The organism is Rathayibacter sp. PhB1, assembly GCF_004362935.1.
In the GTDB taxonomy this organism is placed as follows: domain Bacteria; phylum Actinomycetota; class Actinomycetes; order Actinomycetales; family Microbacteriaceae; genus Rathayibacter; species Rathayibacter festucae.
Genome location: NZ_SNYD01000006.1, coordinates 18,863 through 36,856, shown reverse-complemented (window position 1 = coordinate 36,856; position 17,994 = coordinate 18,863). Strand labels below are relative to the sequence as shown.

Sequence of the window (17,994 nt, the reverse complement as noted above, 5' to 3'; positions counted from 1 at the left end):
CTCAGGGAGCGACGCGGTCCGGGGCGACCCGGCCGGCGAGCATCGCCTCGAGGGCGGCGTCATCGCGGCGGGTGCGCGCCCGGCCCAGCGCGACGTCGGCCGCGAGGACCGCGACAGCCGCGAGACCGAGCGCGAGGATCCAGATCAGTCCGCCGTCCCAGGGCAGACCGGCCCAGGTCAGTGCGACCCAGACGACGGCGGCGACGACGCCGCCGAGCGCGGGGATCAGGACCGACCCGTGCAGGTGCCGGTGCGGCAGCCCGTACCGGGCGGCGAGGCCCAGGAGGATCCCGCCGAGCGTGACGAAGAGGAGCTCCACAACGTGACCGTGCGGGAGGGGCTAGGCGACGAAGCCGACGCGGCGCGACTCTTCGGAGCCGACCTCGACGAAGGCGATGGTCTCGGTGGGGACGATGTAGATCTTGCCCTTCTCGTCGCGCAGGCGGAGGACCTTGGCGCCCGCCTCGAGCGCGGTGGTCACCGTCTTCTCGACCTCGGCCACGGACAGCGAGGACTCGAAGTTGAGCTCGCGCGGGGTGTTGACGATTCCGATACGGATTTCCACCAGCAGTGCCTTTCGGGAGGGGACGTGGCTGTCAGGATACGGGACCGCGCGGCGCGGCCGACGCCGGTTTCGCGCTGAGCGGACCCGGCCCGGGAGGGGCCGCCCGAGGGCGCGCGGCAGTGTCGGCGGTCTTCGTTAGCGTGGTTGCGTGAGCGCTCCTCGAACCCCGGCACCCGCCTCCTACGAGGCTCCCGCCCGCGACGGCTCGGCCGGCGAGGGGCTCGTCCTCGACGCGTCGCAGCGCGCCGTCCTCGCCCTGCCGGACGGCCGCAGCGCCGCCGTGCTCGGCGCCCCGGGCTCGGGGAAGACGAGCACGATCGTCGAGCTCGTCGCCGAGCGCGTGCTCGAGCGCGGCTACGAGCCGGAGTCGATCGCCGTGCTCGCCGCCAGCCGCACGGCGGCGACCGCTCTGCGCGACGTGCTCGCGCTGCGCCTGGGCGTCCCGACGCGGGGTCCGCTGGCGCGGACCGCCACCTCGCTGGCCTTCGAGGCCGTGACCGCCGCCGCCAAGGAGCTCGGGATCGACCGGCCGACCCTCCTCACCGGCGGCGAGCAGGACGTCATCCTCTCCGAGCTCCTCGAGGGGCACCTCGAGGAGGGCACCGGGCCGCGCTGGCCCGACGAGTTCAGCCCCGAGGTGCTGCGGCTGCGCACCTTCCGCACCGAGCTGCGCGAGTTCGGGATGCGGGCCACCGAGCACGGCCTCGACACCGCCGCGATCCGCCGGCTGGCCGTGGACGCGGACCGCGGCGAGTGGTCGGCCGCCGCCGCCGTGCTCGAGGAGTTCCGCGACGTCGTCGACTGGATGGCCCCGCAGGCGGGGACGAAGCTCGACGCCGCCGAGTTCGCGGCCTTCGCGGCCGAGACGATCCGCGACGGCGGCGGGGGCGAGCGGATCCGGGCGCTCCGCCTCGTCGTCGTCGACGACATGCAGGAGGCGAGCGAGTCGACCGTCGTGCTGCTGCGCGCCCTCGCGGAGCGCGGCGTCACCGTGCTCGCGTTCGGCGACCCGGACGTCGCGACGAGCGCCTACCGCGGCGCCGCGTCCGACACCCTGGGCCGCTTCGGCCCGGCGATCGGCGTGCGCGACGCCGAGACGCTGGTCCTCGGCCGCGTGCACCGGCACGGGGCGGCCCTGCGCTCGCTCGTCTCCGCGGCGACGCAGCGGATCGGCACGGCCGCGGCCGGTCGGCAGCGCGCCGCCGAGGCCCCCGCCGACGAGGAGGGGGCGCCCGCCCCGCTGCTGGTGCTGCACGCTCCGACGGCGGCGCGCGAGGCGGCGACGGTGGCGCGACTGCTGCGCGAGCGGCGGCTCCGCGACGACGTGCCGTGGCGCCGGATGGCCGTCGTCGTCCGCTCCGGCGCGGCCGTGCAGCCGCTGCTGAAGGCGCTCGCCGTCGCCGAGGTGCCCACGCGCTCCGTGCTGGCCGGCCGTGCCCTGCGCGACGACCACGCCGCCCGGGCGCTGCTCGTGCTGATCGGCGTCGCAGTGGGCGAGCGCCCGCTGGACGCGGAGCTGGCGGCGGAGCTGCTGCTGGGTCCGTTCGGCGGGGTCGACCGGCTCGGCCTGCGGCGGCTGCGGCTCGCTCTGCGCGCGGAGGAGCTCGCAGGCGGGGGCATCCGCGCGAGTGATCCGCTGCTCGTGGAGGCTCTGGAGGCACCGGGCCGCTTCGCCACGATCGACTCGGGGCCGGCCCGACAGGCCGAGCGCCTCGCCGTCACGATCGACCGGGTCCGCCGGCTGCACGCCGAGCAGGGCTCGATCGAGGAGCTGCTCTGGTCGGCCTGGGAGTCGAGCCGCGTCGCCTCCTCCTGGCGCGAGCTGGCGCTCGGCACCGGTCTCACCGCTGCCGAGGCGAACCGCAACCTCGACGGCGTCGTCGCGCTCTTCAGCGCGGCGCGGCGCTTCGTCGAGCGGGCGCCCGGTCACTCGGCGATCGGCTTCGTCACCGAGATCCTCGAGGCGGAGGTGCCGGAGGACACGCTGGCGCCGCGCTCGGTCGAGGACGCGGTGCTGATCGGCACGCCCTCCTCCGTCGTCGGTCTCGAGTTCGACGTGGTCGTGGTCGCGCGGCTGCAGGACGGCGTCTGGCCGAACCTGCGGCAGCGCGGCTCGCTGCTCGACCCGGACGGGCTGATCCGGCACGCGCGCGGCGAGGGCGACCTGCCGCTCGACGGCCGGAAGGCCACCCTCGACGACGAGCTGCGGATGTTCGCGCTCGCCGCCTCCCGGGCCCGGCGCCAGCTCGTGCTCAGCGCCGTCGCGGGCGAGGACGAGACGCCGTCCCTCTTCTTCCGGCTCACGCCGCCCGACGCGCCCCGGCTCGACGCGGCCTCGGCCGTGCCGCTGACCCTGCGCGGGGCGGTCGCGGGGCTCCGCCGGACCGCGACGACGCCGAACTCGGCCGAGGCGCCCGGCGCGATCCGCGGGCTGCGCGCACTCACGCTGGCCGAGGTGGCGGGGGCCGACCCGGCCTCCTGGTACGGCGTCCTCGAGCCCTCCACCACCGAGCCGCTCTTCGACCTCGACGATCCCGAGCGGCCGGTCTCGGTCTCGCCCAGCCGGCTCGAGGCGTTCGAGCGCTCGCCGCTCGACTGGTTCGTCGACGCCGTGTCGGGCTCGACCACGAGCACCGCGATGGGGGTCGGCACGCTCGTGCACTGGGTGCTCGAGAACGCGGCGAGCACCGAGCCGGAGGCGCTGTGGTCCGAGCTCGAATCGCGCTGGCCCGAGCTGGTCTTCGAGTCGCCCTGGCTCGGCGAGCGGCAGCTGCGGGTGACGCGGCGCCTGGTCGAGGGCCTCGCCGCCTACCTCGCCGACTTCGAGCGCGGCGGCGGAGCGGTGCTCGGGCGCGAGCAGCAGTTCGAGATCGACGTGCCGCCCGCGCGGATCCGCGGCTCGATCGACCGGGTCGAGCGCGCGCCGGACGGCTCGGTCGTCATCGTCGACCTCAAGACCGGCCGGAGCACTCCGCGCCAGGCCGACATCGCCGAGCACGCGCAGCTCGGCAGCTACCAGCTCGCCGTCGCGAGCGGCGCGATCGAGGCGGCCGGCGCGGACGAGGGCGGCGGCGCGAAGCTGCTCTTCGTCGCGAAGGGCGTCCGCGGGTCGCTCTACCGCGAGGTGGTCCAGCCCCGCTTCGGCGAGGAGGAGCTCGAGGCGCTGCGCGAGCGGGTCCGCGCCGCCGCGCGGGGGATGGCCTCGGCCGGCTTCTCGGGGCTGCTCGACGCTGTCCCCTTCTCCCCGGGCGACGCCCTGCGGTACCGGATCCACGCGGTGCCGGAGGTCTCGGGGGACGGTCGGCTGGCGCTCGACGAGGTCGAGACGGACGAGGAGGAGACCGCGGCTCCCGAGGACTCCTCCCTGGACGCCGCCGACCCCGACCCGGCCGCCGACTCCGATCCCGCCGCCGACCCCGCTCGCGCCGCCGACCCCGCTCCCGACTCCGCCGCGACCCCCGAGGAGGGACCCCGCCCGTGATCGACGCCCTGACCATCGCCGAGGCCCTCGACCTCCGCCCGCCCACCGTCGAGCAGCGCGCCGTCATCGAGGCGCCGCTCGCCCCGGCCCTCGTCGTCGCGGGCGCCGGCAGCGGCAAGACCGAGACCATGGCGAACCGCGTGCTCTGGCTGCTCGCCAACGGGCTCGCCGCTCCCTCCGAGGTCCTCGGCCTCACCTTCACCCGCAAGGCCGCCGCCGAGCTCGGCGAGCGGATCGGCCGCCGCATCGACCAGCTCGGGGCCGCGGGCCTGCTGCCGCTGCGCGAGGGCCAGACCGAGCCCGACCCGTTCGAGGCCGCGACCGTCTCCACCTACAACGCCTTCGCGAACACGATCTTCCGCGACAACGCCGCGCTGATCGGGCGGGAGGGCGATGCGACCGTCCTCTCGGAGGCGTCTGCCTGGCATCTCGCGCGGGGGGTCGTCGCCGACACCGCCGACCCGCGCATCCTCGAGGTCGAGGCGAGCATCGACCGCCTGACCGACCTCACCGTCGCGCTCGCGCACGACCTCGCCGACAACCTCGCCGACCCGGCCGAGGTGGCCGGCTTCGCGGAGGACTTCCTCCGCCTCGGCGAGCTGCCCCGCGGGTCCAGCGGCTCCGGTCTCTACCGCGAGCTCGAGAAGGCGCTGCAGGCCGTCGGCGCGCTGCCGGTGCTGACGGCGCTCGCCGAGCGGTTCCAGGAGGCGAAGGCCGAGCGCGGCTTCGTGGAGTTCTCGGACCAGGTGGCGCTGGCGCTCCGGATCATCGAGCGCGTGCCGCGCGTCGTCGACGAGCACCGCGCCCGCTACCGGGTCGTGCTGCTCGACGAGTACCAGGACACCTCCGTGCTGCAGACCCGCCTGCTCGCCCGGCTCTTCGCCGAGCAGGGCGTGATGGCCGTGGGCGATCCGCACCAGTCGATCTACGGCTGGCGCGGCGCGAGCGCGGAGGGCCTCGGCCGCTTCGCCCTCGACTTCGGCTCCGCGGCCCGGTTCTCGCTGTCGACCAGCTGGCGGAACGGCCACGGGGTCCTCGCTGCGGCGAACGCCGTCGTCGCGCCGCTGACCGCGGGCAGCGCCGTCCCGGTCGACCGCCTCGCCGCCGGGCCGGGCGCCTCCGACCACGCCGTCGAGCTCACCTTCCCCGAGACGATCGAGGACGAGGCCGACGACGTCGCGCGCTGGTTCGCCGGCCGCCTCGCCGAGAGCGCCGAGCGCGGGGAGGCGCCGCCGTCGGCCGCGGCGCTCTTCCGCGTCCGCGCGCACATGGACCGCTTCGCCGCCGCGCTCTCCCGGCACGGCGTCCGGTACCACATCCTCGGCATCGGCGGCCTGCTGCGGCAGCCCGAGATCGCCGACCTCGTCGCCGCGCTCACCGTGGTGGAGGACCCGGCGGCGGGCAGCGAGCTGGTCCGCCTCCTGGCCGGCGCGCGCTGGCGCCTCGGCGTCCGCGACCTGCGCGCTCTGCGCGATCTCGCCTCCTGGCTCGCCTCGCGCGACCACGCGCACCGGCTGCTGCCCGAGGAGGTGCGCGAGCGGATGCGCGCCTCGGTCACCGAGGGCGAGGGCGGCTCGATCATCGAGGCCCTCGACTTCATCGCCTCGCGACGCCCCGGCGAGGACGGCCGGCTCGACCACTCCGCGCTGTCCTCGTTCAGCGACGAGGGCCTGCGCCGCCTGCACGACGCCGGCACGCTCTTCGCGCGCCTCCGAGCCCGGGCCGGCCTGGACCTCCTCGATTTCGTCACGCTGGTCGAGCAGGAGCTCGGCCTCGACATCGAGGTGGAGGCCAACGAGTCGCGCAGCGACGGCCGCGCCAACCTCGAGGCGTTCCGGGAGGCGGTGTCCGGCTACCTGCAGACCGACGACCGCGGCGCGGGCACCGGCTCGTCGCTCCGCGGCTTCCTCCGCTGGCTCGTGCTGGCGGACAAGCGCGACGGCCTCGCGCCTCGGCCCGAGGACCCGGAGCCCGGCACCGTCCAGCTGCTGACGATCCACGGCTCGAAGGGTCTGGAGTGGGACCTGGTCGCCGTGCCGCGGATGGTCGACGGCGAGCTGCCCGGCACGCCGGTGGAGGGCTTCCGCGGCTGGGTGCGCCTCGGTGCGATGCCCTACGCCTTCCGCGGCGACGCCGCCGAGCTGCCGGACCTCGCCTGGCGCGGCTGCGCGACGCAGAAGGAGGTCGTCGACGCGATCGCCGACTTCGGCGACACCCTGCGCGAGCGCAACGAGTCCGAGGAGCGCCGGCTCGCCTACGTCGCGGTCACCCGGGCCCGGCACCACCTGCTGCTGAGCGGGTCCTGGTGGGCCGGGCAGGCGAAGCCGCGCGGACCCGGCGTCTTCCTCCGCGACCTCGCCGAGGCCCGCACCCTCCCGGAGCTGCCGGTCGAGCCGTCGAACCTCGAGAACCCGCTCGAGCAGGCGCCGCGCACCTTCCACTGGCCGCACGACCCGCTCGGCGCCCGCGGCGACCGGGTGCGCGCGGCGGCCGAGCGCGTGCGCGTCGCCGAGCCGGCGCTGCTCGGCGCCCGCGGTGCGGACATCCGCCTGCTGCTCGCCGAGCGCGCCGTGCGCCTCGCGGGCGGCGAGCGCGTCGGCCTGCCGACCCGCATCCCGGCCTCGCGGTTCAAGGACATCGTCAGCACGCCCGCCGAGGTCGTCGCGCAGCTGCGCCGGCCGATGCCCGAGCGGCCGTACCGGCAGACCCGGCTCGGCACCACGTTCCACTCCTGGGTGGAGAACCGCTTCGGCATCCAGGGCGAGGCGGAGTCGGTCGACACCTTCCCGGACGAGCTCGACGACGGCGGAGCGACCGCGGCCGGAGCGGAGGGCGAGCAGCTCGCCCGTCTGATCGAGACGTTCGAGCGCTCGGAGTGGGCCGACCGCCGCCCCGAGGCGGTCGAGATCGAGATCCACCTCCAGCTGGCCGGGCACGTCGTCGTCTGCAAGCTCGACGCGGTCTACCGGACGGAGGACGGCTTCCAGATCGTCGACTGGAAGACCGGCCGCGCCCCGAAGGACGCGGCCGATCTCGAGCTCAAGCAGTTCCAGCTCGCGCTGTACCGGCTCGCCTACTCGCGCTGGAAGGGCGTGCCGCTGGAGAGCGTCGACGCGGTGTTCTACTTCGTCGCCGACGACCTCGTGCTGCGGCCCGAGCGCTTCTACTCGGAGCGCGAGCTCTCGGAGTCGCTCTCCTCGGCGACGGGGGCGAGCCCGCGGCCGTGAGCGGAGGAGCCGGTCCGCGCGCCGGGCGTGCGGTTCAGCAGCTCCTCGACCTCGGAGACCTCGAGCACCGGTCCGGTGTCGGTCGACAGTGGCGCGGACAGATCGCCGAGGACGCTGTCGACCAGGAGGTCGAGCATCCCGACCGCGTCGTCGACGATCGCCGAGTCCTCGGTCTCGGTGCCGTGCAGCAGCCAGCGGGCCAGCTCGAGCTCGGCGTAGAGCTGAGCGCGCTGGCGGAGGGTGCGATCGACCGCACCGGCGCGCATCCGCGAGTACGCGGCGAACGCCGTGCCGGCCCCCGGGGCGCTGAGCAGCCAGTGCAGATCGCGGGCCGGGTCGCCCACCCGCAGCGCCGCCCAGCCGAGCACGGCACTGACGGAGTCGCCGGAGCGGAGGAACGAGTCGGAGGTCATCGAGCCGTTCACGACCGTCGGGTCGAACTGCCAGAGCGCCTCGTCGGAGGAGGCCGACTCCCAGCGCGCGACGAGCGCGGCGGGCACGTGGCCGGTGTCGGCGGCGCGCTCGACGACGGCGACCGTCTCGTTGACGCTGTCGCGGGCCGAGGCGACGGGCAGCCCCGCCTCCTGCACGAACGATGCCGGCAGCGAGTGGATCGCGCCGATCGCGCGCCCGACCGAGTCCGCGAGACCACTGGAGGCCTCGACGTCGTCGATCAGCACCCGGTCGCCCTCGAGGTACTCGTAGACGACGCCGCGGGTGCCGTCGTACGGTGTCTGCCCGATGCTCTCCTGCAGATCGAACGGCAGGCGGCTGCGGATGCCGGCGGTGAGCGCGCGCAGGGCGACGAGGTCGCCGAGCTGCTCCTGCTCGGCCAGCGGCGACGTCGGCACGCGCACCACCAGGCGGGCGCCGTCGCGCGTGGTCAGCAGCGCGGAGTCGAAGTCCCCGTGCGTCGAGTGCGTGAATTCGCGCGCGGTCCGGACGTCGAGGCCCTCGACGGCCGAAGTGGCCAGCGCGGCTAGAGTGAGATGGGATCTGGCCATGCTCACCAGGGTAGGTCGCCGGGCGCCCGACCGGCCGGTCGCCACGCGCTGACCAGCCGATGCCGTCGAGGAGCCGCGCTCCTCCCGGCCGCCGCCCGGCCCGCCACCTCCTCGGCCCCGCACCGGCCGTCCCCCCGGCACCGCTTCGAAATGAGCCCGCATGATCCCGTCCTTCTCCGACCGCCTCCCGCTCGCCCGCCAGGCGGTCGACCGGGACTACCTCGCCCGCGCGCGTCCCGAGCTCTTCGACGAGCTCGACGCCGACGCGGCGACCCGGGTCGTCCTCCTGCGTGGCGACCGCGCCCTGGTCGACGGCGAGCGCCTCGCCCTGCGCCCCGCGGCCGACGTGCCGGCCGACGCCCTCCGCCTCTACCTCGGCCGCACCACCGTCGACGCCGAGGGCGAGCCCGCGGGCACTCCCGTCGTCGCCGCCGCGCTCACGGACGAGCAGGCGAGCGCCCTCGAGCCCGACGACGCCGCCTGGGGCGCCCTGCGCACCCTCGCCGAGCACCTCAGCGACCGCGACGCCGGCCTCTTCACCGAGGCGCTCGCGATGGTCAACTGGCACGCCTCGCACGGCTTCTCGCCGCGCAACGGCGAGGCCACCGTGATCGAGCAGGGCGGCTGGGTCCGCCGCTCGCCCGCCGACGGCAGCCAGGTCTTCCCGCGCACCGACCCGGCGATCATCGTCTGCGTCCTCGACGCCGACGACCGCCTGCTGCTCGGCTCGAACGCGATGTGGGGCACCGGCCGCTTCTCGCTGCTGGCCGGCTTCATCGAGCCGGGGGAGTCGCTCGAGGCGGCGGTCGTCCGCGAGATCTTCGAGGAGTCCGGGATGCGCGTCGTCGACCCGCAGTACCTCGGCTCGCAGCCCTGGCCGTTCCCCGCCTCGCTGATGATCGGCTTCACCGCCCGCCTCGCCGAGGACCAGGCCCCCGCCGACCTGCTCCCGGACGGCGAGGAGATCGTCGCCCTGCGCTGGTTCACCCGCCAGCAGCTGCACGACTCGCTCGAGTCGGTGCTGCTGCCCGGCCGCTCGTCGATCGCCCGCGCGATGATCGAGGACTGGTACGGGGGAGCGCTCGAGAACGGCCCCATCGTCGCGTGACCCTGCTCGACGGACTCGACGAGGGGCAGCGCGAGGCGGCGGAGGCGCTGCTCGGCCCGGTCTGCGTCCTGGCCGGCGCGGGCACCGGCAAGACGCGGACCATCACCCACCGGATCGCGCACGGAGTCGCGACCGGCGTCTACACGCCGGCCCGGGTGATGGCGCTCACCTTCACCAGCCGCTCGGCCGCCGAGCTGCGCTCCCGGCTCCGCGTGCTCGGTGCGGGCGGCGTCATGGCCCGGACGTTCCACGCCGCCGCGCTCTCGCAGCTCGGCTTCTTCTGGCCGCAGCTGGTCGGCGGCACGATGCCGCAGCTGCTCGACGGCAAGGCGCGGCTGCTCGGCCACGCCGCGGAGCGGCTCCGGCTGAAGCTGGACACCGCGACCCTGCGCGACCTCTCCGCTGAGATCGAGTGGCGGAAGGTGTCCGCCCTCTCGCTCGAGCAGTACGCGGTGGCCGCCCGGACCCGTGCGCTGCCCGGACGGCTCACCCTCGAGCAGACCGTCGCGATGGTCGACGAGTACGAGGGGCTGAAGGACCAGCGCCGGCAGATCGACTTCGAGGACGTCCTCCTCGTCACGGCTGGGATGCTCGAGTCCGAGCCGGCGATGGCGATGCAGGTGCGCGAGCAGTACCGCTTCTTCGTCGTCGACGAGTACCAGGACGTCAACCCGCTCCAGCAGCGGCTGCTCGAGCTCTGGCTCGGTGACCGCAGCGACCTCTGCGTGGTCGGCGACGCGAGCCAGACCATCTACTCCTTCGCCGGCGCCCGCGCCGACTACCTGCTCGACTTCGGCTCGCGCTGGCCGGCCGCGACGGTCGTCCGCCTCGAGGAGAACTACCGCTCGGCCCCGCCGATCGTGCAGACCGCGAACCGGCTGATGCGCGGCCGGCCCGGCGCCCTCGTGCTGCACTCCGTCGCGAGCGCCCCCGCCGCCGCCGAGAGCCCGGAGCCGGCGATCGACGCCTACCCCGACGACGTCGCGGAGGCCCGGGGAGTGGCGGCCCGCGTCGCCGCCGACATCGAGGCGGGCGTGCGCCCCTCCGCCATCGCGATCCTCTTCCGCACCAACTCGCAGTCGGCGATCCTCGAGCGCGCGCTGCACGAGCGCGGCGTCGCGGCGCACCTGCGCGGCGGCAAGCGCTTCTTCGACCTGCCGGAGGTGAAGCAGGCGGTGATGCAGCTGCGCGCGGCCTCGGTCTCCATCTCCGGCGAGCCGCTGTTCAAGTCGGTCAGCGACGTCCTCCGCTCGCTCGGCTGGAGCGCCGAGCCGCCCTCGGCACCGGGTGCCGTGCGCGAGCGCTGGGAGTCGCTGGACACGCTCGCCCGGCTGGTCGACGAGGCGCCCGCCGGCTGGACGTTCAAGCAGTTCACCGACGACCTCCTCGCCCGCCAGCAGGTCCACCACGAGCCGGACCGCGCCGCGGTCACCCTGGCCACCTTCCACTCCGCCAAGGGCCTCGAGTGGGAGTCGGTGCACCTGATGGGCCTGACCGAGGGCCTGCTGCCGATCTCCTACGCGAGCGGCCTCGAAGCGATCGACGAGGAGCGCCGGCTGCTCTACGTCGGCATCACCCGCGCGCGTCAGCGGCTGCGGCTCTCCTGGTCGCAGTCCACCGTGGGCCGGGTCACGCGGCGGGAGCCGTCGCGCTTCCTCGCAGAGATCGGCACGCGCACCCGCGGTGCGGCTCCAGCCGCCGCTCGCTGAACGAGCCGGAGGCGTCGGAGTAGGTGCGCTCGACACTGCGCAGCCCGGTCCAGCCGGCGTGCAGCCGCCGGAGCGCCGCGTCGGCCGCCGCGACCGCGATCGCGGCACTGGAGAGGGCGGTGCGGGTCGATGCGGTGGTGCCGAGGACCTGGATCACCAGCCGCGGCCACTCCGGGTCGAGGTCGATCCGGTCGCGGTAGGCGCAGTGCAGGCAGGGCCCGCCGCCCGGCTCGACGAGGGGGCCGATGCGGACCGCCTCGTCGCCGAAGACCACGGCCAGGTGGGGCACGTCGCTCGAGAGCCAGTGCGCGGCGCGCGCCGGAGCGACGGCGTAGTCGGCGACGAGCACCGCGAGAGCGGGTACCGCGTCCTCGCCGACCAGCTCGCAGCCCTCGCCGCGGAGCAGGCTGCGCAGGGCGTCGGCCGCCGAGCCGACGCCCTCGACGACCACCCGTGGCGGCGCGGGCGGATCCGGGTCGATACTCCGCAGCAGCACCGGGCGCAGCGTCGCGAGCAGCTCGTCGACGCGCGCGTCCGAGGCGCCGGCGCGCGTCGCGATCAGCCGCGCCGTGCCCGCGCTGGTGCCCACCCGCAGGGCGTGCACCAGCAGCTCCTCGGCGTAGCCGACGCCCTCCAGCACGACCCGCGGGTGGTCGAGTCCGACCTGCATCGCGGTCGCGGAGCGCCAGACGAGGGGGAAGCGGGGATCGAGCCGGAGGACCATCGGGAGATCATGGCCGAGAGCGGCCGGGCGGCGCGGGAGTTGTCCACAGGTCGTGGGCCCCTCCCGCGCGGGGATCAGACCGGTCGGTCGCCGGTGGGAGCGGTGCCGTCGTCGTCCGGTCGGCCGCCGTCGGTGCCGGCCTCGGGCTGCTCGCCCTCCGGCGCCGCGGGCGTCGTGCCGTTCAGCAGCTCCTCGAGCGCGCGGTCCATCTCGTCGGGCTCCGGGGTCTCGCCGCGGGCCTCGGCGCTCAGGCGCGCGACGAGGGCGGTCGGGTCGTCGAGGTCGTCCGAGCCGGGCAGCACGTCGGGGTGCGACCAGAGCGCGTCGCGCGCCTCGGGACCGACCGCGTCGGTGACGGCCTGCCACATCGCGGCGGCCTCGCGGAGGCGGCGCGGCCGCAGCTCCAGGCCGACGAGCGTGGCGAAGGCCGACTCGGCGGGCCCGCCGGACGCGCGACGGCGGCGGACGGTCTCGGCGATCGCGCCGGCGCTGGGCAGGCGGGTGGTCGCCGCGGCGGTGACCACGTCCACCCAGCCCTCGATCAGCGCGAGCATCGTCTCGAGGCGGCCGTGCGCGGCGAGCTGCTCCTCCGTCTTCGGCGGGATCAGCGCGCCGGAGGTCATCGCGTCGCGCAGCTCCTCGGGGTTGGCCGGGTCGAAGTTCTCAGCCAGCTCCTCGAGGCGGGTGGTGTCGATCGTGATGCCCCGGGCGAAGTCGGTGATCTGCGAGATCAGGGCGAGCCGGACCCACTTGCCGTGCCGGAAGAGCCGCGCGTGGGCGAGCTCGCGCACCGCGAGGTAGATCTGCACCTGGTCGATCGGGATGTCGAGGCCCTCGCCGAACGCGGCGACGTTCTGCGGCAGGATCGCCGCGTCGTTCTCCTCGAGCAGCGGAATGCCGATGTCGCCGCCGGAGACGACCTCGGCGGCCAGCTGGCCGACCACCTGGCCGAGCTGGAGGGCGAAGAGAGTGCCGCCGATGCCGCGCATCATGTCCTCGGCGCCGGCGATCATCGCCTTCATCTCCTCGGGCGCCTGGTCGCGCATGACGCCGGTGAGCGCGTCGGAGATGCTGAGGGCGACCGGCTCGGCGAGCTGCGTCCAGACCGGCATCGTGAGCGAGATCCACTCGAGCCGGCTGATGGTGCGCGGCGGACGGCTCAGCTCGGAGACGTAGGCGACCTCGTCGAGCCAGAGCGCCGCGACGCCGAAGGCGCCGTCGAGCGGGGCGCGGACGGCGTCGGTCACCGGGACGGAGTCCGCGCGCGCCAGCTGCTTCGCCTGCTCGAGCGCGAGCGACCAGTTGATCCCGCCGCCCGACTGCTGCATCGCGCTCTGCAGCTGCGAGAGCAGGTTCTGCAGAGCGACCGGGTCGTTCGGCAGACCGGCGGCGCCCGCGAGCTGGCTCGGGTCGATCGGACCGTTCCCGGAGAGGAACTGCCGGAGCATGTCGCGGAACTCGTCCTCCGAGCCGCCGCCCGGTCGGTCCGCGTTGTCGCCTTCGGCCATTCGGGGAGCCCTCTCTCATCGCACGGAGCCGGCCTCTGCCCACCCGGTTCGGGCGACGGATCGTGACACGACTCCCAGTCGTGCAAGCTACGTTAGCCCGAGCGTCCGGAGCCACGACGTGAAGTCGACCGCCCGGCCCCGACCCGCTTCCGCCCGCCGCGAACACGCCGGCGCCGCCGCCCCGCACGTCCCCAGAGAGGCCCCCGTTTGCTGTTCTCCGTCGACCCGCGCCCCTCCTCCCCGCGCGGCCGGCGCGCCTGGGTCGGGCCCGCGGTCCTCTTCTCCGGCGTCGCGCTCGTCGTCGGACTCGGCGTCACCCCCGCCCCCTACGTGATCGAGCAGCCGGGCCCGGTCTTCGACACCCTCGGCACGAGCGGCGAGGACGTTCCGCTGATCTCCATCCCGGACGAGACGACCTATCCCACCGAGGGCACGCTCGACATGCTCACCGTCTCGGTGGTCGGCAACCCGCAGAGCCTGCCGACCTGGATCGAGGTCGCGAGCGCCTGGTTCGACCGCACCAAGGCCGTCGTGCCCGTCGCGCAGATCTTCCCGCCGTCCTCCACGGTCGAGGAGCGGGACCAGGCGAACCAGGCCGAGATGACCGACTCGCAGCAGGAGGCGATCGCCGCGGCGCTCACGGAGCTCGGCTATCCGATCGGGCAGCGGGTCGCGGTCGCGCAGGTCCCGGACGACTCGCCCGCCGCCGGTGCGCTCGAGGCCGGCGACGAGATCCTCGCCGTCGCGGGGGAGCCGGTCGCCGACGTGCCCGCCCTCCGCGCGGCCGTGCAGGCCTCGGGCACGCAGCAGCCGGTGACGCTCTCCATCGAGCGGGACGGGGCCGAGCAGGACGTGCAGGTCACCCCGGTCGACAACGACGGAGCGGCCGTGATCGGCATCGTCGCCGGTGCGGCCTTCGACTTCCCGTTCGAGGTCGACATCCAGCTGGACGACGTCGGCGGGCCGAGTGCCGGGATGATGTTCGCGCTCGGGATCATCGACAAGCTCACCGAGGGCGCGCTGAACGGCGGCGCCTCCGTCGCCGGCACCGGCACCATCGACGCCGCCGGCGAGGTCGGCGCGATCGGCGGCATCCGGCAGAAGATGTTCGGCGCGGTCGACGCGGGCGCGCAGTACTTCCTCGCGCCCGCCGACAACTGCAACGAGGTCGTCGGCCACGTGCCCGACGGCCTCCAGGTCTTCAGCGTCGCCACCCTCGACGACTCCCTCGCCGCGCTGAAGGGCGTCGCCGCGGGCGACACCGACGCCCTGCCGACCTGCGACGGCGCGACCCCCATCAACTGACGGGTCGGGTCTCGATACGCCCCTGCGGGGCTACTCGACCAGCATGGGTGATCTGTCTCGCCTCCCCTCCATGCTGATCGAGTAGCCCGCGCAGCGGGCGTATCGAGATCCACCAGCGTCGGAACAGGAGTCTGCAGACCCGCCCTGCTGAGGACCGTGGGTCTCCATACGCCCCTGCGGGGCTACTCGACCAGCATGGGTGATCTGCCTCGCGCCCCCTTCATGCTGATCGAGCAGCCCGCGGAGCGGGCGCATCGAGATCCACCGCCCGCCCGAGCCGCCCTGTCCGCTCAGGGCGGAGCCGCCGAGCCGCTCCCTGAGGGCGACGCTCAGGTCCCCTCGCTGGTCGTCGCCTACCATGGGGAGCCTCCCGTCACATCTCCACATCAAGAGGCTTATCCGTGAGTTCTGCAGCAACCGAAGCCCCGCCGCGCAAGAGACGGAGCGTTCTCGCCGTCACGGTCGTGGTGGTCGCCGTGCTGGTGGTGGCGTTCTTCGTCTTCGCCGGTCTCTACACCGACATCCTCTGGTATGACCAGCTCGGGTTCCTCTCGGTGCTGACGACGCAGTGGTTCGCCGCGGGCGGGCTCTTCGTCATCGGCTTCGTCGCGATGGCCGTCCCCGTGTTCGTGAGCCTGACGCTCGCCTACCGGCTGCGCCCGGTCTACGCGAAGCTCAACTCGCAGATCGACCGCTACCAGCAGGTCGTCGAGCCGCTCCGGCGCCTGGCCACCTTCGGCATCCCGGCGGTCCTCGGCCTCTTCGCCGGCGTCTCCTCCTCCACCCGGTGGCAGACGAGCCTGACCTTCTGGAACCGCACGCCCTCGGGCGACGTCGATCCGCTGTTCGGCCTCGACACGTCGTTCTACCTCTTCGAGCTGCCCTTCTACCAGAGCATCGTCGGCTTCGCATCGGCCGTGCTCATCATCTCGGCGCTCGCCACCCTCGCCACCGGCTACCTCTACGGCGCGATCCGGATCAACGGCCGCGAGATCCGCATCTCGAAGTCCTCGCGCATCCAGCTCGCGATCATCGCAGCGCTCTACCTGCTCGTGCAGGCGGTCAGCCTCTGGCTCGACCAGTACGCGACCCTCAGCCGCCAGGGCACCCGCATCACCGGCGCGACCTACGCCTCCGTGAACGCCACGATCCCCGGCCTGCAGATCCTCGCCGCCATCTCCGCGCTGATCGCCGTCCTCTTCATCATCACGGCCTTCATCGGCCGCTGGCGCCTGCCCGTCATCGGCACCGCGCTCCTCATCGTCGCGAGCCTGCTCGTCGGCTCGCTCTACCCGTGGGTCGTCCAGAAGTTCCAGGTGGAGCCGAACGAGCGCACGCTCGAGTCGACGTACATCCAGGACAACATCGACATGACGCGGCAGGCCTACGGCGTCTCCGACGTCCAGGTCATCCCGTACGACGCGACCACCGACGCCGAGCCGGGCGCGCTCCGCTCCGACGCGGAGACCACGGCGAACATCCGCATCCTCGACCCCGCCGTCGTGACCGACGCGTTCTCGCAGCTGCAGCAGTTCCGCCAGTACTACTCCTTCGGCGACCAGCAGAACGCGCTCGACGTCGACCGCTACTCGATCGACGGCTCGACGCAGGACGCCGTGGTCGGCGTCCGCGAGCTGAACCTCAACGGCCTCGGCACCAACCAGACCTGGTACAACCAGACCCTCGTCTACACCCACGGCTACGGCCTGGTCGCCGCGTACGGCAACCAGCGCTCGTCCGACGGCGAGCCCGTCTTCATCGAGTCCGGCGTCCCGACGACCGGTGACCTCGGCGACTACGAGCCGCGGATCTACTTCGGCGAGAACTCGCCCGGCTACTCGATCGTCGGCGGCGACGGCGACCGCAACATCGAGCTCGACTACCCGTCGGGCACCGAGGGCGAGCAGCAGACCTACACGACCTTCGACGGCAACGGCGGCCCCTCGCTCGACAACGTCTTCAAGAAGCTCGTCTACGCGATCAAGTTCCAGTCCGAGCAGATCTTCCTGTCGGACGGCGTCAACGACCAGTCGCAGATCCTCTACGACCGCGACCCGGTGCAGCGCGTCCAGAAGGTCGCCCCGTACCTGACGCTCGACTCGGACGCCTACCCGACCGTCGTCGACGGCCGCGTCGTCTGGGTGGTCGACGGCTACACCACCTCCGCGGACTACCCGTACTCGGAGGTGCAGAGCCTCTCGCAGGCCATCGCCGACACCAACACGCAGCAGCAGTTCCCGACCGACGACGTCAACTACATCCGCAACTCGGTCAAGGCCACGGTCGACGCCTACGACGGCAGCGTGACGCTCTACGCCTGGGACACCGAGGACCCGATCCTGCAGACCTGGCAGAAGATCTTCCCGAGCACCGTCGAGCCGATCAGCGAGATGTCGGCCGGCCTGCTCAGCCACGTCCGCTACCCGGAGGACCTCTTCAAGGTGCAGCGCGCCGTGCTCGGCACGTACCACGTGACCGACGCCGGCTCGTTCTACTCCCGCGAGGCCGCCTGGTCCACGCCGAACGACCCGACCTCGGGTGGAGCGAGCACCGCCGCCGTCGGCGGCGGAGACACGCTGCAACCGCCGTACTACCTGACGCTGCAGACGCCCGACGTCGAGACGCCGTCGTACTCGCTGTACTCCACGTACATCCCGGCGAGCACACCCGGCAGCGCGGCGAGCCGCAACGTGCTCACCGGCTACCTCGTCGCCGACTCGGACGCGGGCTCGACGGAGGGCGCGGTGGCCGACGGCTACGGCACGCTCCGGCTGCTCGAGCTGCCGAGCGACGACACGGTGCCCGGCCCCGGTCAGGTGCAGAACGCGTTCAACACCGACCCGACCGTCGCGAACCAGCTGGCACTGCTCCAGCGCGGCGACACGACGGTGACCCGCGGCAATCTGCTGACCCTGCCCGTCGGCGGCGGTCTGCTCTACGTGCAGCCGATCTACGTCAGCTCGAACGGCGACACGAGCTTCCCGCTCCTGCAGAAGGTGCTCGTCGCCTTCGGTGACGACATCGCCTTCGAGGACACCCTCGACGCCGCCCTCGACAGCCTCTTCGGCGGCGACTCGGGAGCGGACGCGGGTGACACCGGCACGGTGGTCACCCCGACCCCGACGCCGACCGACACGGCCGATCCGGGCACGGGCGACACCGGGACCGGCGACGCGGGCACCGGCGGGACGGCTCCGACGGGCGACCAGACCGAGCTCCAGGCCGCTCTGAGCGACGCGAGCACGGCTCTCGCCGCCCGCGAGACCGCCCTCAAGGCCGGCGACCTGACCGCCTTCGCGGCGGCGGACGAGCAGCTCACCGAGGCGCTCCAGCGGGCGCTGGCGGCCGAGGGGCAGCAGTAGG

Annotated in this window: 11 protein-coding genes; 6 read left to right on the top strand and 5 right to left on the bottom strand. The window is 73.9% G+C overall.

Going from position 1 to position 17,994, the window contains the following annotated elements:
• Nucleotide 1 precedes the first annotated feature (1 nt).
• Together EDF17_RS15770 and EDF17_RS15765 are read right to left on the bottom strand one after the other, a co-directional pair.
• The gene (locus tag EDF17_RS15770) at nt 2–319 is read right to left on the bottom strand and encodes a hypothetical protein (protein WP_123447587.1); all 318 of its coding nucleotides are present in this window, start codon (nt 317–319) and stop codon (nt 2–4) included.
• Between the two features lie 21 nt (nt 320–340).
• Nucleotides 341–565 carry a DUF3107 domain-containing protein gene (locus EDF17_RS15765; RefSeq protein ID WP_123447586.1) on the bottom strand — a complete coding sequence of 75 codons (225 nt, stop codon included), beginning with the start codon at nt 563–565 and terminating at the stop codon, nt 341–343.
• A 148-nt stretch (nt 566–713) separates the two neighbouring features.
• On the opposite strand from EDF17_RS15765, the gene EDF17_RS15760 reads away from it, so the two are divergent.
• Complete coding sequence (locus tag EDF17_RS15760) at nt 714–4,046, top strand: ATP-dependent DNA helicase (RefSeq protein ID WP_123447585.1); 3,333 nt, start codon at nt 714–716, stop codon at nt 4,044–4,046.
• Nucleotides 4,043–7,273 (top strand): ATP-dependent DNA helicase, encoded by a 3,231-nt coding sequence (locus EDF17_RS15755; RefSeq protein ID WP_123447584.1) that lies wholly within the window; start codon nt 4,043–4,045, stop codon nt 7,271–7,273. The genes EDF17_RS15760 and EDF17_RS15755 overlap by 4 nt, the downstream gene beginning before the upstream one ends.
• Here the strand turns inward: EDF17_RS15755 and EDF17_RS15750 are convergent.
• On the bottom strand, nt 7,210–8,277 hold the full coding sequence (locus tag EDF17_RS15750; protein ID WP_123447583.1) for a phosphotransferase: 1,068 nt from the start codon (nt 8,275–8,277) through the stop codon (nt 7,210–7,212). The genes EDF17_RS15755 and EDF17_RS15750 overlap by 64 nt on opposite strands.
• 160 nt (nt 8,278–8,437) lie before the next feature.
• Between EDF17_RS15750 and nudC the strand changes: the two genes are divergently transcribed.
• Together nudC and EDF17_RS15740 are read left to right on the top strand one after the other, a co-directional pair.
• The gene (gene nudC, locus EDF17_RS15745; protein WP_123447582.1) at nt 8,438–9,385 is read left to right on the top strand and encodes an NAD(+) diphosphatase; all 948 of its coding nucleotides are present in this window, start codon (nt 8,438–8,440) and stop codon (nt 9,383–9,385) included.
• The gene (locus EDF17_RS15740) at nt 9,382–11,094 is read left to right on the top strand and encodes an ATP-dependent helicase (protein ID WP_123447581.1); all 1,713 of its coding nucleotides are present in this window, start codon (nt 9,382–9,384) and stop codon (nt 11,092–11,094) included. Before nudC ends, EDF17_RS15740 begins: the two co-directional genes overlap by 4 nt.
• On the opposite strand, the gene EDF17_RS15735 is transcribed toward EDF17_RS15740, so the two are convergent.
• Both EDF17_RS15735 and EDF17_RS15730 read right to left on the bottom strand, forming a co-directional pair.
• Complete coding sequence (locus EDF17_RS15735) at nt 11,015–11,818, bottom strand: hypothetical protein (protein WP_123447580.1); 804 nt, start codon at nt 11,816–11,818, stop codon at nt 11,015–11,017. The genes EDF17_RS15740 and EDF17_RS15735 overlap by 80 nt on opposite strands.
• 74 nt (nt 11,819–11,892) lie before the next feature.
• Nucleotides 11,893–13,326 (bottom strand): zinc-dependent metalloprotease, encoded by a 1,434-nt coding sequence (locus tag EDF17_RS15730; RefSeq protein ID WP_123447579.1) that lies wholly within the window; start codon nt 13,324–13,326, stop codon nt 11,893–11,895.
• A gap of 207 nt (nt 13,327–13,533) precedes the next feature.
• Between EDF17_RS15730 and EDF17_RS15725 the strand changes: the two genes are divergently transcribed.
• Together EDF17_RS15725 and EDF17_RS15720 are read left to right on the top strand one after the other, a co-directional pair.
• On the top strand, nt 13,534–14,631 hold the full coding sequence (locus EDF17_RS15725) for a PDZ domain-containing protein (RefSeq protein ID WP_123447578.1): 1,098 nt from the start codon (nt 13,534–13,536) through the stop codon (nt 14,629–14,631).
• Between the two features lie 401 nt (nt 14,632–15,032).
• On the top strand, nt 15,033–17,993 hold the full coding sequence (locus EDF17_RS15720; RefSeq protein WP_243587437.1) for a UPF0182 family protein: 2,961 nt from the start codon (nt 15,033–15,035) through the stop codon (nt 17,991–17,993).
• Nucleotide 17,994 lies beyond the last annotated feature (1 nt).

Coding starts and splice junctions, on each gene's coding strand:
- nudC (WP_123447582.1), top strand. CDS start 8,438: ATGATCCCGTCCTTCTCCGACCGCCTCCCGCTCGCCCGCCAGGCGGTC.
- EDF17_RS15735 (WP_123447580.1), bottom strand. CDS start 11,818: ATGGTCCTCCGGCTCGATCCCCGCTTCCCCCTCGTCTGGCGCTCCGCG.
- EDF17_RS15750 (WP_123447583.1), bottom strand. CDS start 8,277: ATGGCCAGATCCCATCTCACTCTAGCCGCGCTGGCCACTTCGGCCGTC.
- EDF17_RS15730 (WP_123447579.1), bottom strand. CDS start 13,326: ATGGCCGAAGGCGACAACGCGGACCGACCGGGCGGCGGCTCGGAGGAC.